This window comes from Pseudomonas sp. NPDC087803 (genome assembly GCF_044742995.1).
In the GTDB taxonomy this organism is placed as follows: domain Bacteria; phylum Pseudomonadota; class Gammaproteobacteria; order Pseudomonadales; family Pseudomonadaceae; genus Aquipseudomonas.
The window spans coordinates 1-15,290 of the sequence record NZ_JBIUVO010000003.1; the positions used below are offsets into that span (position 1 = coordinate 1).

Here is a 15,290-nt window from a genome sequence, read left to right on the forward strand (position 1 = left end):
GGTCAGGTTGGTGTCCTGGGCGGTCAGTCCGGTTTTGGCAACCCATAGAGCAGGTAGCATTCGATTCTCCTCGTGCGCCTGTTTTACGGCGAGACGTTCTGATAATTTGCTGATCTGCAAGACCCGAGCCATGGCCTGGTCGTCGTCTTTGGCGGTGTTCATCATCTTGACGTGCAACTCGAACTGCTTGGCCAGGGCCAGCACCGAGGTCATTTCTTCCACGGCATTGACGTTGCTCGACTCAAGGAAACCCGACACCAGTTTGACGTTGGCATCGGCCGGCGCAGGCTGGCCGTCCTTGGTGTAGATCGAGCCATCGAGGCCTTTGTTGAGGTTCTTGATGTCCGGGTTGACCAGTTTGATCCGGTCGACTTCCGCCATGACGCGCGGGCCTTCGCCCATCGCACGAATACTGATGGTGCCGTCTTCGCCGACTTCGACCTGCTGCTCCGGCGGCACGGCGATCGGCCCGCCATTGCCCAATACCGGCATGCCGTTGCCGGCGCGCAATACGCCGAGGGCGTCGATGTTGAGGCTGCCGGTGCGCACGTAACTTTCGCCGCCGTTGGGGTTCTGCACGGCGATAAAACCGTTGCCGGTTACGGCCACGTCGAGGTCACGCCCGGTCTGCACCAGCGAACCGGCGGTGAAATCAGTGGCGGGCCGCTCGCTCATGGCAAACGCACGCGCCGGAAAGCTGTCACCGAACACCGGCATCGAACGCGCCTGCTCCAGGTCGCGCTGAAAACCATTGGTGGAGATGTTCGCCAGGTTGTTGGCATGGGCCTTTTGCGCCAGTGCGTTCTGACTGGCGCCGGTCATTGCCACATAAAGGTACTTGTCCACACTCTTTCCTCTGCATGCCGGACGTTTGCCGCCCACCGCTGTACTGCTGAGCCATAAGCAATTTGCAGACCAACTTTTTTCTGGCGGCTTGCGGCCCGGTAAACAAAGGACTTGAGGGGTTTTGCGGGAGAACTGGAAATGTATCGAAGTCGAAAAACCGGCGGTGTTATGCCGCTTGGCGGCAAAGGATCAAAAGATCGCAGCCTTCGGCAGCTCCTACATTGAAATGCCCCCCCTGTAGGAGCTGCGGCACGCTGCGATCTTTTGATCTTAAGCTTCAGAATCTTTACCGACCTCATACTCACGCAGCTTATTAGCGATGGTGGTATGCGACACCCCCAGCCGCTTGCCCAGTTGCCGACTGCTCGGGTGCTCGGAATACAGGCGCTCCAGCACCGCTTTCTCGAAGCGCCCGACGATCTCGTCCAGCCCACCCTCCAGCGAGAAATCGCCAAGCGGCTGACGCACGCCGTAATCCGGCAAGCGGATGTGTTCGACCTTGACCGTGCCGCCCTCGCACAGTGAAACCGCCTGAAACAGCACGTTTTCCAGCTGACGCACGTTGCCCGGCCAATGGTAATGGCTGAGCCGATCCATCGCTGCCGGCGCCAGTTTCGGCAGCGAGCAACCGATCTGGCGGCTGGCCTGATCGAGGAAATGTTCGACCAGCGGGGTCAAACCGTCGAGGCATTCGCGCAGCGGCGGGATGTGCAGCGACAGCACGTTCAAGCGGTGATACAGATCCTGACGAAACTCGCCGCGCGCGCACAATTCGGACAAGTCGACCTGGGTCGCGCAGATCACTCGCACGTCCAGATACACCTCTTCATCACTGCCGACCCGGCGGAAGCAGCCATCCTGCAGAAAGCGCAGCAACTTCACCTGCAAGCGCGGGCTCATCTCACCGACACCATCGAGGAACAACGTGCCACCCGCCGTCAGCTCCAACAGGCCGAGCTTGCCTTCGGCGCGCGCACCTTCGAACGCGCCGGGGCCATAGCCGAACAGCTCGGTCTCGGCCATGGACTCCGGCAGCCCCGCGCAATTGAGCGCCATCAGCGGCGACTGCCCGCGCGGACTGGCGAGGTGACAGGCACGAGCGAGCAGTTCTTTGCCGGTGCCGGTTTCGCCTTCGATCAAAAGCGGCGCATCCAGCGGCGCCATGCGCCGGGCCTCACGCACCACCGCCGCCATGACTTTCGAACTCTGGAAGATACTGTCGAAGCCACGCAGCTCCTGTTTGCGCACGTTATAGATGCGCTCACCAACGCGGTCGGCGCGGTGCAGGGTCAGCACCGCACCGGCCATGGCTTCGCTGTCGTCGTGCTCCGATTGCAGCGGCGCGATGTCGGCGAGAAAGATGTCGCCCTTGACCTTGACCCGCATCCCGTTGATTCGCGACTTGTTAGCACGCACCAGTTCCGGCAGGTCGAAATCCTCGGCATAGCGCGACAACGGAATCCCCGGCACCTCATCCACGCGCACCCCGAGCAACTGCGCCGCCGCGCGGTTGGCGGCGACGATCGAGCCGCCCATGTCGATCGACAGCACCGGGAATTCCAGCGCGCCGAGCAACGCGTTCAACTCCATGTGCCGACGCTCGCTGGGCATCAGCCCGACGCGCTTGACCCCAAACACCCCGGCAATCGCCTCGAACTTCGGCCGCAGCGCCTGGAACTGGATGTTGATCAGGTTCGGACAATGCAGATAGATCGCGTTGCCGTGCTCACCGCCGACCTCGCCGCGCGCGACGTTGATCCCGTACTCCACCAACAAGTTGAGGATGTCGCGCAGGATGCCGATGCGGTTCTGGCAGTGGACTTTGATACGCATATGTAGAGGCCCGACGAGGATGGGGGTTAAACACAATCCCTGTGGGAGCGGGCTTGCTCGCGAAGACGGTGTGTCAGTCGCCATTCATTCAGCTGACACACCGCTTTCGCGAGCAAGCCCGCTCCCACAGGATTTCGTGGCGCGCTTTGGTCTCACTTTTCTGTCGAGGCGCGCAGATAGTTGTCAAGATTATGTGACAGCCACAGCCCATTTCAAACCCGCAAATCACCGCAAATGCGAGATACCGGCCAAAGCGTAACGATTTATTTACGAAATACAGCGATTGTTCCTACAAAGAATGCGCTCAACCTGCTGCATCCCACCGCACTCTCGGGTAATCCTGAGCCCATCGCTGGACATAACAAGAACGAATTCCCCTAGCAGGAGAGCAGTATGAAGCAGACGCAATACGTGGCCCGCGAGCCCGATGCGCAAGGTTTTATCGACTACCCCGCCGAAGAACATGCGGTGTGGAACACGCTGATCACCCGCCAGCTGAAAGTGATCGAAGGTCGCGCGTGCCAGGAATACCTGGACGGTATCGAAAAACTCGGTCTGCCCCACGACCGCATTCCGCAGCTCGGCGAGATCAACAAGGTGCTCGGTGAGACCACCGGTTGGCAGGTTGCCCGCGTCCCGGCACTGATCCCCTTCCAGACCTTCTTCGAATTGCTCGCCAGCAAACAGTTTCCGGTGGCCACGTTCATTCGTACCCGTGAAGAACTGGACTACCTGCAAGAGCCGGACATTTTCCACGAGATCTTCGGTCACTGCCCGCTGCTGACCAACCCGTGGTTCGCCGAATTCACCCACACCTACGGCAAGCTCGGCCTGCAGGCGACCAAGGAAGAGCGCGTGTATCTGGCGCGCCTGTACTGGATGACCATCGAGTTCGGTCTGGTCGACACCCCGCAAGGCAAACGCATCTACGGCGGCGGCATCCTGTCCTCGCCGAAAGAGACTGTTTACTCGCTGTCGGACGAACCCGAGCATCAGGCCTTCGATCCGCTGGAAGCCATGCGCACGCCGTATCGCATCGACATTCTGCAGCCGCTGTACTTTGTCCTGCCGAACCTCAAGCGCCTGTTCGACGTCGCCCATGAAGACATCATGGCCATGGTTCGCCAAGGCATGCAGCTGGGGTTGCACTCGCCGAAGTTTCCGCCAAAACCAAAAGCCGCGTGAACCGCGACTTTTGCTGACAATTGAGTCTGTCAGTCGCCGCCACTTTGGTTTAGCGTGACGGCATTGACGGGCCGATAGCTTCTATAAAAAAAACACACTCGATTTCAGGAATCACACCATGTCCACTTTGAACCAAGCCCACTGCGAAGCCTGCCGTGCCGATGCACCACAAGTCAGCGACGAAGAACTGCCGATCCTGATCAAGCAGATCCCGGACTGGAACATCGAAGTGCGCGACAGCATCATGCAGCTGGAGAAGGTCTTCCTGTTCAAGAACTTCAAGCACGCGCTGGCCTTCACCAACGCCGTCGGCGAGATCTCCGAGGCCGAAGGTCACCACCCGGGCCTGCTGACCGAATGGGGCAAAGTCACCGTGACCTGGTGGAGCCATTCGATCAAGGGCTTGCACCGCAACGACTTCATCATGGCCGCGCGCACTGACGAAGTGGCCAAGACCGCAGAAGGACGCAAGTAATGCACTTTGACGCCATCGGCCGGGTACCCGGCGACCCGATCCTCGGTTTGATGGAGGCCTATGCGCAGGACAGCAACCCGCGCAAGTTCGACCTCGGCGTTGGCGTCTACAAGGATGCCCAGGGCCTGACGCCGATCCCCGAAGCGGTGAAAATCGCTGAGGCGCGACTGGTCGAAAGCCAGGACACCAAGACCTACATCGGCGGCCACGGCAACCCGCTGTTCGGCAAAGTCATCAATGAGCTGGTGCTTGGCGCCGACTCCAGGTTGATCGCCGAACAGCGCGCCGGTGCCACCCAGACCCCGGGCGGCACCGGTGCCCTGCGCCTGGCGGCCGACTTCATCGCCCAGTGCCTGCCGGGCAAGGGCGTATGGCTGAGCAACCCGACCTGGCCGATCCACGAAACGATTTTCGCCGCGGCCGGGGTCAAGGTCAGTCACTACCCGTACGTGGGCAGCGATAACCGCCTCGACGTCGATGCGATGCTCGCCGTGCTCAACGAAGTGCCGCAAGGCGACGTGGTGCTGCTGCATGCGTGCTGCCACAACCCGACCGGTTTTGACCTGAGTCACGACGACTGGCAGAGCGTACTCGACGTCGTGCGCCGCCGTGACCTGCTGCCGCTGATCGACTTTGCCTATCAGGGCTTTGGCGACGGGCTGGAGCAGGACGCATGGTCGACCCGATTGTTCGCCGCCGAGGTGCCTGAGCTGCTGATCACCAGTTCCTGCTCGAAGAACTTCGGCCTGTACCGCGACCGCACCGGTGCGCTGATCGTCTGCGCGAAAACCGCCGACAAGCTGATCGACATCCGCAGCCAACTGGCCAACATCGCCCGCAACCTGTGGTCGACGCCACCGGATCACGGTGCGGCCGTAGTCGCGACCATCCTCGCCGACCCGGAGCTGAAAGCCCGCTGGGCCGACGAAGTGGAAGCCATGCGCCTGCGCATCGCCCAGTTGCGCAGTGGTCTGGTCGAAGCACTGGAACCGCACGGTTTGCGCGAGCGCTTTGCGCACATTGGCGTGCAACGCGGCATGTTCTCCTACACCGGGCTGTCGCCGGAGCAGGTGAAACAACTGCGTGAGCATCACAGCGTGTACATGGTCAGCTCGGGCCGGGCCAACGTCGCCGGGATTGATGCAACGCGTCTGGCGCTGCTGGCACAGGCCATCGCCGACGTCAGCAAGTAACACCGCAATCCCCCTGTAGGAGCTGCCGAAGGCTGCGATCTTTTGATCTTGGTTTTTAAAATCAAAGTCAAAAGATCGCAGCCTGCGGCAGCTCCTACATTTGTTTCGCGGTGATCCCCCCCTGCGGCCATCTGTCGCATTATTTTCAATTAAAAGCTTAATTGTCATTTTTCCTGCTGTATCCTGCGCAGGCTTTCAAGAAGCGCGGATCTACCAGATCTATCAACAGACTTAGCGAGGAGCGCAACCATGCACGAGATTCCTAATCTCCCCTTCCCAAGCCTGCACGTACCTGAGCAGACGACCACGCAACAAGCCGGCGCCCAACAGCCCGAGCCGAAAGAAGCCGTTGAGAGCCGCCAGGCTGACAGCGAAGAGTAAAACCCCGCCGTACAGACCGTGTGGAAAGCGCTAAGATGCGCTTTCCACACTGCCTGAAACCGAGCCCGCCATGACCGACGAATTCTCCGAAAGCCAAGCTGCCGTGCTGATCGGCGCCACCGAGAAAATGATCGAGATCTGGAACCGTCTCTCCCCGGAAAAACAGGCCGCCCTGCTCGCCCGTTTCGGCAGCGAAGAAAACGCCCTCGCTGCACTGGTCACTACACAACTGGTCGCCCCGGCCAAACCCTGAAGCCACCCTCCCGGCAAATAGTTTTACTTTTCCCAGCCCCTGACTCGTTCGCGCCGGTATCATAAGCAGCCTATCTAATCCTGCTTTGCCGTGGATCGTTACTCATGTCGTCCTCTATGTCAGAACCCCAGCGTCCCCTGGCGGTCACGCTGCAAGTCGTTTCCATCGTCCTCTTCACCTTTATCGGCTATCTGAACATCGGCATTCCGCTCGCGGTGTTGCCGGGCTATGTCCACAGCGACCTCGGTTTCGGCGCGGTGATCGCCGGGCTGGTGATCAGTGTGCAATACCTCGCCACCCTGCTCAGCCGTCCGTACGCCGGCAAGATCATCGACAACCAGGGCAGCAAACGCGCGGTGATGATCGGTCTGGCCGGGTGTGGCTTGAGCGGTGTGTTCATGCTGATTTCGGCCTGGACACCGAACCTGCCGATGCTCAGCCTGACCAGCCTGTTGATCGGCCGGCTGGTGCTGGGCAGCGCGGAAAGCCTGGTCGGCTCCGGTTCGATCGGCTGGGGCATCGGCCGCGTTGGCGCGGCGAACACCGCCAAAGTGATTTCGTGGAACGGCATCGCCAGTTACGGCGCGCTGGCAGTCGGTGCGCCATTCGGCGTGTGGCTGGTCGGCCAGTTGGGCCTGTGGAGCATGGGGGTCAGCATCATCCTGCTGGCAGCGCTGGGCCTGCTGCTGGCATGGCCGAAAACTGCCGCGCCGATTGTCGCCGGTGAGCGTCTGCCGTTCATGCATGTGCTCGGCCGGGTGTTCCCGCACGGTTGCGGTCTGGCGCTGGGCTCGATCGGCTTCGGCACCATCGCCACCTTCATCACCCTGTATTACGCCACCCGGCACTGGGACAACGCGGTGTTGTGCCTGAGCCTGTTCGGCGCCAGCTTCATCGGCGCGCGGCTGCTGTTCGGCAACCTGATCAACCGTCTCGGCGGCTTCCGTGTGGCGATTGCCTGCCTGTCGGTGGAAACCCTCGGTCTGTTGCTGCTATGGCTGGCGCCGGACGCACATTGGGCGCTGGCCGGTGCGGCGTTGAGCGGTTTCGGCTTCTCGCTGGTGTTCCCGGCGCTGGGTGTGGAAGCGGTGAATCTGGTGCCAGCCTCCAGCCGTGGCGCGGCGGTCGGCGCTTATTCGCTGTTCATCGACTTGTCGCTGGGGATCACCGGGCCGTTGGCCGGGGCGATTGCGGCGGGCTTCGGTTTTGCGTCGATCTTTCTGTTTGCCGCCATTGCCTCGCTCAGTGGTCTGGCGCTGAGCGTGTACCTGTACAAGCACACGGCGAAGTACCGCGAAGACTAGAAATCCACCTTGCCGCGCCCGGCCTTGATGCTGCCGCGCTTGGTCTTGGATTCGAGCCGGCGCTTCTTCGAGCCCAGGGTCGGCTTGGTCGGGCGGCGCTTCTTTTCAACCTTGGTGGCGCTGAGGATCAGCTCGACCAGACGCTCCAGCGCATCGGCACGGTTGGCTTCCTGCGTGCGGTATTGCTGGGCCTTGATGATCAGCACGCCCTCGCTGGTGATGCGACTGTCACGCAGGGCCAGCAGCCGCTCCTTGTAGAACTCGGGCAAGGACGAGGCCGGAATGTCGAAGCGCAGGTGCACGGCACTGGAGACCTTGTTGACGTTCTGCCCACCGGCGCCTTGGGCGCGGATGGCAGTCAATTCGATCTCGGCATCCGGCAGATGCACATTGTTGGAAATCACCAGCATGGAAAAGCGTCCGTATTCAGAAGCTGCAGGATACGCCATCAACCCTGTAGGAGCTGCCGAAGGCTGCGATCTTTTGATCTTGACCTTTAAAACAGATCAAAAGATCGCAGCCTTCGGCAGCTCCTACAGGGGCAATAAAAAACCCGGCACAGTGGCCGGGTTTGTCGTTTGTTGCCTCAGCGCTTACTTGGAAGCACTCGCCGCGTGCAGCGCCTGCTGCGCCCCACGCTTGTTCTTGATCACGTAGCAGACCCACATGAACACGACCCACACCGGAATCGCGTACACCGAGATCTGGATGCCCGGAATCAGCAGCATCACGCCAAGGATGAACACCACGAACGCCAGGCAGACATAGTTGCCGTACGGGTACCACAGCGCCTTGAACAGTGGCGTCTGCTGCGTCTTGTTCATGTGCTGGCGGAACTTGAAGTGCGAGAAGCTGATCATCGCCCAGTTGATCACCAGGGTCGCCACCACCAATGACATCAACAGTTCCAGCGCCTGTTGCGGCATCAGGTAGTTGAGCAACACCGCCACCAGCGTTACCGCAGCCGAAGCCAGAATCGAACGCACCGGCACGCCGCGCTTGTCGATTTTCGCCAGGCCTTTCGGCGCATCGCCCTGCTCGGCCATGCCCAGCAGCATGCGGCTGTTGCAGTAGGTGCCGCTGTTGTACACCGACAGCGCCGCGGTCAGGACCACGAAGTTGAGGATGTGCGCGGCGGTGTTGCTGCCGAGCATCGAGAACACCTGCACGAACGGGCTGCCGCTGTACGAATCACCGGACGCGTTGAGAGTCGCCAGCAGGCTGTCCCATGGGGTCAGCGACAGCAGAATCACCAGTGCACCGATGTAGAAAATCAGGATGCGGTAGATCACCTGGTTGATCGCTTTCGGGATCACGGTTTTCGGCTTGTCGGCTTCTGCGGCGGTGAAACCGAGCATTTCCAGACCGCCGAAGGAGAACATGATGATCGCCATCGCCATCACCAGACCGCTGACGCCGTTGGGGAAGAAGCCGCCGTGCGACCACAGGTTGCTGACCGAGGCCTGCGGGCCGCCATGGCCGCTGACCAGCAGGTAGCTGCCCAGCGCGATCATGCCGACGATCGCCACGACCTTGATGATCGCGAACCAGAATTCGGCTTCACCGAAGACTTTGACGTTGGCCAGGTTGATCGCGTTGATCAGCACGAAGAATGCAGCGGCGGTGACCCAAGTCGGGACGTCCGGCGCCCAGTAGTGAATGTACTTGCCGACCGCGGTCAGCTCCGACATGCCCACCAGAATGTACAGAATCCAGCAGTTCCAGCCCGACAGGAAACCGGCAAAGCCGCCCCAGTACTTGTGCGCGAAATGGCTGAAGGAACCGGCCACCGGCTCTTCGACGATCATCTCGCCGAGCTGGCGCATGATCATGAAGGCGATGAAGCCGCAGAGGGCGTAGCCGAGGATCATCGACGGGCCGGCGGATTTCAGGACCCCGGCCGAGCCGAGGAACAATCCGGTACCGATCGCGCCACCGAGGGCGATCAGTTGAATGTGGCGATTTTTCAGGCCGCGTTTCAGCTCGCCTGATTGCGAGGGTTGTCCACTCATGAAAAAGGTCTCACGCAAGGTTTGATGATGTTCAGTAGACGTTGCTGCAAGGTTGCGATTTCAGACAACCCCGATCAAACCCCAGCGCAGGCACCAGGAATTCAGCTTTTTTACAACGGTCATGCGTCACCTGTTTGTTTTTATCTGTGACGAAATCGAACCCGACACGCTTGTGACGCGGCGGAGTGAACAAGGCGGATGGCCTTGAGGTTTGCGCGATTACGCAGAGGGTCACAGTTAAAACGCGGCGCATTGTACACCGCTAACCCCCTGCTGCCAGACCCCGCTGGATCAGCGTGGCGCTTGCCGGGATTGCGTGGGTCCGCCTCGAGAAGTCCGGGCGGCTGCAAAAATTGAGTCAGGCCTTTGCAGGCCATCGACGGGGACGAGCGAAAAACCGCCCCACGGAGAGAAGTGAAGATCAATCTCGGCGTTCATTGCGCCTCCTTCTTGTTATGCACCTGCACGACAGGCATGAGGCGCATCTCACCCTGCAAACGGCGCTGAAACAAGCGCGCCAGAGCCTTGCGTGGTGCCTTTGTGGCCGGGCTTCGGCAGGTTTTCCTTACAGCGTCGGCAAGGGGGTAAATCCACTGGGCTTTACCGGGGTTTTCGTAAACTTTTCTTTACGATGCGTAACGAAGATTTTCCAATTCGGAAAATTCTGTAGGACGTCTGCAAATTGACGGTAGCAAGCTTGCTAATGAAAGTGCCCGCTTAGTTTTTTGTTTTCAAATAAGAAAACCGCCACTAAAAAACAGAATAAAAAGTTTATTTAAATTTTAAATAAATAATTTTTTGCATTAGCAAAACCCCTGAACTAGGTTCTTCACGTCTTGCCGGCCACCTTGACCGGCCAGTCACAACCGTGAAATTCATCTAGGAGATCGACCATGCAAGCATTGGAAAAAGACTTGGATACCGAACTGCAACTGGACGAATGGTTTGAGGCACCGACCCATGACGCCGCCGTGGAAATGATGCAAGCCGACGCGGTGGTTCCGTTCGGCACGGCGATGTGGCCTTTGTAAGACATCCCCGGGCAGGCACGATCCGGCCGGTCGTGCCTGCCGCTTTTTCACGGTCGGTCAGGGAGGACTCATGGATAAGCCCCGCGCGATCTCGCATTTCCTTTACTACCTCGAACATCACCCAGCCCTTGCCGGTCTCGACTCGGCGAAGGTCCTTCTCGGCCACACCGCCGATTACCAAGCCCTGACCGATGCCATCGCCGAACAGGCCGGCGATCATCCCCGCTTCACCTTCAGTGCCCGGCGCCTGGACCTGGAAAGCACCGCCACGCTGACCGCGGCCATTGCCGACAGCGATCTGTACATTTTCTTCTACGACTCTTCCACCCTGCCCAACCCGCGCCCCGACGGCCCGGAGTTCGTGCGCGCCCTGCAAGGCGTGATGGCGGAAAACTGGAAGAAATCGCTGCTGTTCAAGGATTACGGTGACTATTTCTACGACACCTTCAGCGTTACCCCGCAGCGTATCGCCGGGCTCAACAGCCACTTGATCCAGCGCATGTCCCAGGCCACCACGCTGAGCTTCACCGATGAGCATGGCTCGCGATTCGAAACGCCGTTGAGCAGCATCAAGAAGTGGACCGACATCAACGGCGTCGGCAACTTCGACTTGGCCCCCGGCGAAATCGCCACTCACAGCGAAGCGATCAACGGCCATGTGAAATTCAAGGGCACGTTCCTCAGCACCATCCCGTTTGCCCGCAAGTACGGGGTGCTCGAATCGCCGCTGGAATTGTGGATCGAGAACTCGACCATCCGCCGCATCGCCACCGATGTGCCGGGGCTGGAGCATGATTTCAACAAGTACCTGGATGCCAACCCGTCGAATCGGCGCATCGAGGAGTTGGGCATCGGCACCAACGAAGGGGTGAAAGACCTGTATGCGCGCAATGCCGGGTTCGAGGAGCGCCATTGCGGCCTGCATCTTGGCCTCGGCGGTGGGGCCAAGGGCAGTCATCACCTCGACCTGATCTTCTCCGGCGGAGTGTTGGCGCTGGATGACAAGCCGGTGTTTGATGGGCGCTTCGTCTTTTAAGCACTAATTTCTGTTTTGAAGCCACCGCTCCCTGTAGGAGCTGTCGAGTGAAACGAGGCTGCGATCCTTTGATCTTGCTGTTGCAGATCAAGAGCAAAAGATCGCAGCGTGCCGCAGCTCCTACAGGAACAGCGCGCAACCCAACCAATAATCCAGACGAACGCTTTGTGTTTTAGGCGACTGACGCCTTCGCGAGCAAGCCCGCTCCCACAATAGGATTTGTGTACGACGCAGATCCACTGTGGGAGCGGGCTTGCTCGCGAAGAGGCACGCTCAGACGCTACATACCTTTCGCCAGACGAAAAAAAACGCCAACCCTGCGGTTGGCGTTTCTGCTTTAGCTTGAAGCCTGCAACTCAAAGCTCACAGCTGCCTCATTCCGGCTTCTTGCGACCGAAACCCGGACGCTGACCGGAGCCAGCCGGTGCGCCGCGGCGCTTGCCCGATGGCTTGTCGCCGTCGACCAGCTTGATCCCCGGACGCTTCGGTGCAGGCTTGGCCGGACGCTTGTTGGTGGTGTCGGCAGGACGATCCGCCACTGGCGTACCACGGCCGGCCGGCGCACGACCTTCGCCGCGCTCGGTGCGACCGTTGGCCGGACGCGGTGCGCGCTCGCCATCACGGGCCACTGGCTTGCGACCCGGACGCTCGCCTTCGATCTGCGGCTCACGGCTCGGACGCGGACCGGTTGGCGCGCCAGCGGCTGGGCGCAGGGTACGCACGCGCTCGGTCTTGGCCATTGGCCGCGACGATTTGCGCTGCATACGCTCCAGCTTGTCCTTGCTCTTGGCGTTGAGTTGCGGCATCGCCACCGGGGTCAGACCGACTTCAGCACTCAGTACATCGACTTCGTACTGGCTCATTTCGCGCCAGCGGCCCATCGGCAGGTCGGAGTTGAGGAACACCGGACCGAAACGCACGCGTTTCAGACGGCTGACCACCAGGCCCTGGGATTCCCACAGACGACGAACCTCACGGTTACGACCTTCCATCACCACGCAGTGATACCAGTGGTTGAAGCCTTCGCCGCCCGGTGCCTGTTGAATGTCGGTGAAACGCGCCGGGCCATCTTCCAGGACCACGCCGGCCTTCAGGCGCTCGATCATTTCGTCGTCGACTTCACCGCGTACACGCACGGCGTACTCACGGTCCATCTCGTAGGACGGGTGCATCAGACGGTTGGCCAGTTCACCGTCGGTGGTGAACATCAGCAGACCGGTGGTGTTGATGTCGAGACGACCAATGTTGATCCAGCGGCCTTCTTTCGGACGCGGCAGCTTGTCGAACACGGTCGGACGGCCTTCCGGGTCGTCACGGGTGCAGATTTCGCCATCGGGCTTGTTGTACATGATCACGCGGCGCACCGACTCGGCAGCCTCTTCGCGCTTGATCACTTTGCCATCAATGGTGATGGCGTCGTGCATGTCGACGCGCAGGCCGAGGGTGGCGTCTTTGCCATTGACCTTGATCCGGCCCTGGCTGATCCAGGCTTCGACGTCACGGCGCGAGCCAACGCCGATACGGGCGAGGACTTTCTGCAGTTTTTCGCCTGCTGGGCCGATTTCCTGGTCGTCTTTCTGATTGATGTCACTCATCTGGGCACCTCCCGGTGTGGTCTGTTCAGGCGGCGCCTGAAGCATTGAAATCTGGTTTTCGGGCGAAGGGATCGCCGAAGGGTCGCGAATCATACGCGGATGTACGCCATCGCGCATCAGAGACTAGCTGATCGCTCGACAGTTATTTCTTTTTCCGCCGACCGGCGCCACCGAGTTTGATCAGGCGCAGCGCGGCTTCAGCCAGTACCGTGCGCTTGTCGTCCTTGTCGAGTTTCTTCCAGGCACGGATCTCGCGCTTGCTGCGGCCACAGCCGAGGCAGATGTCGTCGGTGAATTTGCAGAGGCTGATGCAAGGGTCTTTTGTCGAGCTCATGGGGTCTCCCTTGAGGATCAAAAGATCGCAGCCTTCGGCAGCTCCTACATTGGAATGCGGTCCCTGTAGGAGCTGCCGCAGGCTGCGATCTTTTCGGCGCGCCTCAGTCTTCGAACTCGCGGCGTTCGGCCTCGATGGCTTCCGCCAGCGCGCGGGCTTCGGCTTCTTCTTCGCTCAGCTCGGGTTCAGGCTCCGGTTGTTCGAGGGCGGCGACAGCGGCCAGGAGTTTTGCCCGGGCTTCGGCGACGCCAAGAAGGTCTTCTTCCGGTTCGGCTTCAGACTCGGTCTCAGGTTCAACTTCAATTGTCGGCTCGACCACCAGCGTGTCAGGTTCGGGCGTCGACGCTTCGCCGTCCGCCGCATCCCGTAACAGATCATCGAAGTCGGTCTTGATCCCCTCCTCCATGCTGTCCAGTTCCAGCAGCAGCGTGTGGAAACTGGTTTCTTCCTTCGGCTCTTCCGGCTCGGCGCTGGCGTCGACCTGTTCCTGCAGGCCCTGCGGCACCGGGGCATCGTCGAAATCGAGGACCGGTTCGGTTTCCATCTCGCGCAACTCGGCCAGCGGTGGCAGGTCTTCGAGGTTCTTCAGGTTGAAGTGATCGAGAAACGCCTTGGTAGTGGCAAACATCGCCGGTTTGCCCGGTACGTCGCGGTACCCGACGATGCGGATCCACTCGCGCTCGATCAGGGTCTTGACGATGTTGGTGTTGACCGCCACGCCGCGCACGTCTTCGATCTCGCCGCGAGTGATCGGCTGCCGATAGGCGATCAGCGCCATGGTTTCCAGCAGCGCACGGGAATAGCGCTGCGGGCGTTCTTCCCACAGACGGCCGACCCACGGCGAAAACTTCTCGCGGATCTGCAAGCGGTAACCGGAGGCGACTTCCTTGAGCTCGAACGCGCGGCCCTCGCAGGACTTGGCCAGCAGGCTCAGGGCTTTCTTGAAGACCGGCGGTTCGGGCCGTTCGCCTTCTTCGAACAGTTCGTAAAGGCGTTCAAGCGATTGCGGTTTTCCCGAGGCCAACAGAAAGGCTTCAAGCAGGGGCGCCAGCTCGCGGGGTTCAGTCAGGTTCATGTTTCGACTCGTTATTCGGCTCGGGCTCGCACGTGGATCGCGGCGAACGGCTCATTCTGCACCAGCTCGACCAAGGATTCCTTGACCAGTTCAAGGATCGCCATAAAGGTCACCACCACACCGAGACGACCTTCCTCGGCAGTGAACAGCTCGACGAACGGTACAAACCCGCCGCCCTTGAGCCGTTCCAGCACATCGCTCATGCGCTCGCGGGTCGACAGTGCCTCGCGGCTGACCTGGTGGCTCTCGAACATATCGCCGCGACGCAGCACCTCGGCCATGGACATCAAAATCTCTTCCAGCGCGACGTCCGGCAACAGCTTGCGCGCCCGGGCTTCCGGGGCGTCGAGCTTGGGCACGACCACGTCGCGACCGACACGACTGAGGCCGTCGATACCTTCAGCGGCAGCCTTGAAGCGCTCGTATTCCTGCAAGCGGCGGATCAGTTCGGCGCGCGGGTCGTCCTCTTCTTCTTCGACGGTTTCGGCGCGCGGCAGGAGCATCCGCGACTTGATCTCGGCCAGCATCGCGGCCATTACCAGGTATTCGGCGGCCAGTTCCAGACGCACCGACTGCATCAACTCGACATAGCCCATGTACTGACGGGTGATTTCCGCCACCGGGATGTCGAGGATGTTGATGTTCTGCTTGCGGATCAGGTACAGCAGCAGGTCGAGCGGGCCTTCAAAGGCTTCGAGGAATACTTCCAGCGCATCCGGCGGGATGTACAGGTCCAG

At 60.5% G+C, this 15,290-nt stretch carries 15 protein-coding genes and 1 pseudogene; 8 read left to right on the forward strand and 8 right to left on the reverse strand.

Annotated features, from left to right (window positions below; all coding sequences use genetic code 11):
* Nucleotides 1-108: 108 nt before the first annotated feature.
* Nucleotides 109-846: pseudogene (locus ACIOUG_RS04410) on the reverse strand (flagellar basal body rod protein FlgF); the annotation flags it as partial.
* Nucleotides 847-1,116: 270 nt separating this feature from the next.
* Entirely contained in the window at nucleotides 1,117-2,679 is a 1,563-nt protein-coding gene (locus ACIOUG_RS04415) for a sigma-54-dependent transcriptional regulator (RefSeq protein WP_401062839.1), read from the reverse strand.
* 393 nt (nucleotides 2,680-3,072) lie between these two features.
* Here ACIOUG_RS04415 and phhA point away from each other — a divergent pair, with 393 nt between their 5' ends.
* The 6 genes from phhA to ACIOUG_RS04445 all read left to right on the forward strand — a co-directional run bounded on the left by phhA (nucleotide 3,073) and on the right by ACIOUG_RS04445 (nucleotide 7,470).
* On the forward strand, nucleotides 3,073-3,864 hold the full coding sequence (gene phhA, locus ACIOUG_RS04420) for a phenylalanine 4-monooxygenase (protein WP_401062841.1): 792 nt from the start codon (nucleotides 3,073-3,075) through the stop codon (nucleotides 3,862-3,864).
* Nucleotides 3,865-3,982: 118 nt separating this feature from the next.
* Complete coding sequence (locus ACIOUG_RS04425) at nucleotides 3,983-4,339, forward strand: 4a-hydroxytetrahydrobiopterin dehydratase (RefSeq protein ID WP_003222798.1); 357 nt, start codon at nucleotides 3,983-3,985, stop codon at nucleotides 4,337-4,339.
* Nucleotides 4,339-5,532 carry an amino acid aminotransferase gene (locus ACIOUG_RS04430; protein WP_401062843.1) on the forward strand — a complete coding sequence of 398 codons (1,194 nt, stop codon included), beginning with the start codon at nucleotides 4,339-4,341 and terminating at the stop codon, nucleotides 5,530-5,532. The genes ACIOUG_RS04425 and ACIOUG_RS04430 overlap by 1 nt, the downstream gene beginning before the upstream one ends.
* A 249-nt stretch (nucleotides 5,533-5,781) precedes the next feature.
* Complete coding sequence (locus ACIOUG_RS04435) at nucleotides 5,782-5,913, forward strand: hypothetical protein (protein WP_256214475.1); 132 nt, start codon at nucleotides 5,782-5,784, stop codon at nucleotides 5,911-5,913.
* 70 nt (nucleotides 5,914-5,983) lie between these two features.
* On the forward strand, nucleotides 5,984-6,166 hold the full coding sequence (locus ACIOUG_RS04440) for a hypothetical protein (RefSeq protein ID WP_003222790.1): 183 nt from the start codon (nucleotides 5,984-5,986) through the stop codon (nucleotides 6,164-6,166).
* 116 nt (nucleotides 6,167-6,282) lie between these two features.
* On the forward strand, nucleotides 6,283-7,470 hold the full coding sequence (locus ACIOUG_RS04445) for an MFS transporter (protein ID WP_401062845.1): 1,188 nt from the start codon (nucleotides 6,283-6,285) through the stop codon (nucleotides 7,468-7,470).
* Here the strand turns inward: ACIOUG_RS04445 and arfB are convergent.
* Both arfB and ACIOUG_RS04455 read right to left on the reverse strand, forming a co-directional pair.
* The gene (arfB, locus tag ACIOUG_RS04450; protein WP_401062846.1) at nucleotides 7,467-7,880 is read right to left on the reverse strand and encodes an alternative ribosome rescue aminoacyl-tRNA hydrolase ArfB; all 414 of its coding nucleotides are present in this window, start codon (nucleotides 7,878-7,880) and stop codon (nucleotides 7,467-7,469) included. The two genes, ACIOUG_RS04445 and arfB, sit on opposite strands and share 4 nt — an antisense overlap.
* Nucleotides 7,881-8,063: 183 nt before the next feature.
* On the reverse strand, nucleotides 8,064-9,482 hold the full coding sequence (locus ACIOUG_RS04455; protein WP_401062848.1) for an amino acid permease: 1,419 nt from the start codon (nucleotides 9,480-9,482) through the stop codon (nucleotides 8,064-8,066).
* 893 nt (nucleotides 9,483-10,375) lie between these two features.
* Here ACIOUG_RS04455 and ACIOUG_RS04460 point away from each other — a divergent pair.
* The gene (locus ACIOUG_RS04460) at nucleotides 10,376-10,513 is read left to right on the forward strand and encodes a hypothetical protein (RefSeq protein WP_163005193.1); all 138 of its coding nucleotides are present in this window, start codon (nucleotides 10,376-10,378) and stop codon (nucleotides 10,511-10,513) included.
* Nucleotides 10,514-10,583: 70 nt separating this feature from the next.
* Complete coding sequence (locus tag ACIOUG_RS04465) at nucleotides 10,584-11,549, forward strand: leucyl aminopeptidase (protein WP_401062849.1); 966 nt, start codon at nucleotides 10,584-10,586, stop codon at nucleotides 11,547-11,549.
* A gap of 374 nt (nucleotides 11,550-11,923) precedes the next feature.
* Here the strand turns inward: ACIOUG_RS04465 and rluB are convergent, their stop codons facing one another.
* From rluB to ACIOUG_RS04485, 4 genes are all read right to left on the reverse strand, one after another.
* Nucleotides 11,924-13,144, reverse strand: a complete 1,221-nt coding sequence (gene rluB, locus ACIOUG_RS04470) for a 23S rRNA pseudouridine(2605) synthase RluB (protein WP_003222775.1) — start codon at nucleotides 13,142-13,144, stop codon at nucleotides 11,924-11,926.
* A 142-nt stretch (nucleotides 13,145-13,286) separates the two neighbouring features.
* On the reverse strand, nucleotides 13,287-13,478 hold the full coding sequence (locus ACIOUG_RS04475; protein ID WP_003222773.1) for a DUF1289 domain-containing protein: 192 nt from the start codon (nucleotides 13,476-13,478) through the stop codon (nucleotides 13,287-13,289).
* 103 nt (nucleotides 13,479-13,581) lie between these two features.
* Nucleotides 13,582-14,553, reverse strand: a complete 972-nt coding sequence (gene scpB, locus ACIOUG_RS04480; protein ID WP_401062851.1) for an SMC-Scp complex subunit ScpB — start codon at nucleotides 14,551-14,553, stop codon at nucleotides 13,582-13,584.
* An 11-nt stretch (nucleotides 14,554-14,564) separates the two neighbouring features.
* Nucleotides 14,565-15,263 carry a ScpA family protein gene (locus ACIOUG_RS04485; RefSeq protein WP_169841264.1) on the reverse strand — a complete coding sequence of 233 codons (699 nt, stop codon included), beginning with the start codon at nucleotides 15,261-15,263 and terminating at the stop codon, nucleotides 14,565-14,567.
* Nucleotides 15,264-15,290: the final 27 nt, after the last annotated feature.